Source organism: Agromyces binzhouensis (assembly GCF_004135055.1).
GTDB classification, from domain to species: domain Bacteria; phylum Actinomycetota; class Actinomycetes; order Actinomycetales; family Microbacteriaceae; genus Agromyces; species Agromyces binzhouensis.
The window spans coordinates 1-1,893 of the sequence record NZ_SDPL01000505.1 but is presented as its reverse complement, the minus strand read 5'-3'; the positions used below and the strand labels follow the sequence as shown (position 1 = coordinate 1,893).

Genomic DNA, 1,893 nt, shown 5'->3' with positions numbered 1-1,893 from the left:
ACCTGCTCGCGCTCGGCAGCACCCTGCTCCGGAACGACGGCGCCGTCGTCGCGCCGGTCACCGCCGCGGCCATGCTGCGGCCGCTGACCGCCGGCCTGCCGAAGCTCGAGCCCTACCCCGCCTCGCGCGGGCAGGACTGGGGCTTCGCGTGGAACCTGCGACACTCGGCGCCGGGCCTGCTCACGACCGACACGTTCGGCCACGGGGGCTGGGCGGGCACGGAGTTCTGGGTGACGCCGTCGCTCGGCGTGTGCTTCGTGCTCATGACGAACCTCGGCGGCGGCTTCGGCCGATTCGGCGTGGACGCCGACGAACTGCACAACGCGGTGGCCGCGGCCGGCTGAGCCGCGCTCCGCGCGCTCCCTGTCGACCGTCAGGCGGCGGGCATACGATCGAGGGACACCCCGACGGAAGGTCCCCATGCCCGCTTCGGCAGAACCCCGCGTCGCCCTCTACTTCGACTTCGACAACATCGTCATCTCGCGGTACGACCAGCTGCACGGTGACATGCAATACCGCAAGGACACCTCGCGGACCAAGACGGTCTCGCCCGGCACCAAGGCCGCCGAGCGGTTGAAGGAGGCGACGGTCGACGTCGACGCCGTCCTCGACTTCGCGGCCACGTTCGGCACGATCGCGATCGCGCGCGCCTACGCCGACTGGTCGACGCCCGTGAATGCGAGCTATCGCGGCCAGCTCATCGACCGTGCGGTCGACCTCGTGCAGCTCTTCCCGCTGTCGGCGACGAAGAACGGCGCAGACATCCGCCTCGCGGTCGACGCGGTCGAGGACATGTTCCGCATCGACGACCTCTCGCACATCGTGATCGTCGCGGGCGACTCCGATTACGTGGCGCTCGCGCAGAAGGCCAAGCGCCTCGGCCGGTACGTGGTCGGCATCGGCGTCGCGGGCGGCACGAGCCGAGCGCTCACCGCCGCGTGCGACGAGTACGCCGACTACGACGCGCTGCTGGCGACGGATGCCGCGGTGGCCGACGACGAGGCCGGCGCGGCAGCGCCGCAGTCCGGCTCCGGCCGCGGCGGCAGGCAGGCGGCGGCGAAGAAGGCGGATTCGGCCGGATCTCCTCCCGAGGAGGAGCCCGCCCCCTCACGCCGCCGACGCGCCTCGACGAAGAAGTCGGCGGATGGCGCATCCACCGATGCCTCGGCCGACGCGGACGCGGACGCGCCCGCCGACCGGCCGGCCGCTCCGACGACCGCGGTCCAGTTCGTCGCGCCGGGAGAGGCGGTCGACGAGGGCCCCTCGGGCACGACGCGGAACCCGGGTCGACTGCTGCTGAAGGCGCTCGAACTGCTGCGCGCGAAGTCCGACGAGGAGTGGCAGTCGAGCGGCGCGGTGAAGAACCAGATGCTGCGCATGGATCCGTCGTTCCAGGAACGGCGACTCGGGTTCGCCTCGTTCACCGACTTCCTGAAGTCGCGCGGCGGAGTGGTCGAGCTCGACGAGACGACGGGCCAGAACCGCGTGCGCATCCGACCGAAGAAGGGCTGACCGGAACCGCGCGCTCGCGCCTGTCCCGGGTTCCGGTCAGCACGCTCCGGTCAGCGGTCCCGTTCCTTCGCCGAACCGCCGCCGTAGACGATGATGCCGGTGATCGGGATGAGGAAGAAGAACAGCCACGCCCAGGTGAACCCGCCCGGAACCCAGAACCCGAACCCGAAGAACAGCAGCAGGGCGATGAACGGCGAGAGCGCCATGATCGTGTCGCCGACCCGACCGCCGAGGGCCCTGGAGCGTCGTCCCATGGGCGCCGTCGGCTCGGGGACGGGCGCCCAGGTCAGGGGTGGCTCCGACACGGTCGGGGCGGCGGGTCGTGGTGCGGCCGCCGGGAGGTCGGCGAACAGCGGCGCGAGGTCGCCGCGCGTCACGGCG

At 71.9% G+C, this 1,893-nt stretch carries 3 protein-coding genes; 2 read left to right on the top strand and 1 reads right to left on the bottom strand.

From position 1 onward, the window contains the following. Positions 1-344 (top strand): serine hydrolase (locus tag ESO86_RS16160; protein ID WP_165308088.1); only part of this gene is annotated, 344 nt, incomplete at its 5' end. Between the two features lie 76 nt (positions 345-420). After that, complete coding sequence (locus tag ESO86_RS16155) at positions 421-1,512, top strand: NYN domain-containing protein (RefSeq protein ID WP_129235866.1); 1,092 nt, start codon at positions 421-423, stop codon at positions 1,510-1,512. A 50-nt stretch (positions 1,513-1,562) separates the two neighbouring features. On the opposite strand, the gene ESO86_RS19290 is transcribed toward ESO86_RS16155, so the two are convergent. After that, positions 1,563-1,893: DUF1707 domain-containing protein (locus tag ESO86_RS19290; RefSeq protein WP_165308084.1), on the bottom strand; the 331-nt coding region annotated here is incomplete at its 5' end.

Bases quoted from the DNA above. Each gene is read 5' to 3' on its own strand.
- ESO86_RS16155 (WP_129235866.1), top strand. From the start codon at position 421: ATGCCCGCTTCGGCAGAACCCCGCGTCGCCCTCTACTTCGACTTCGAC.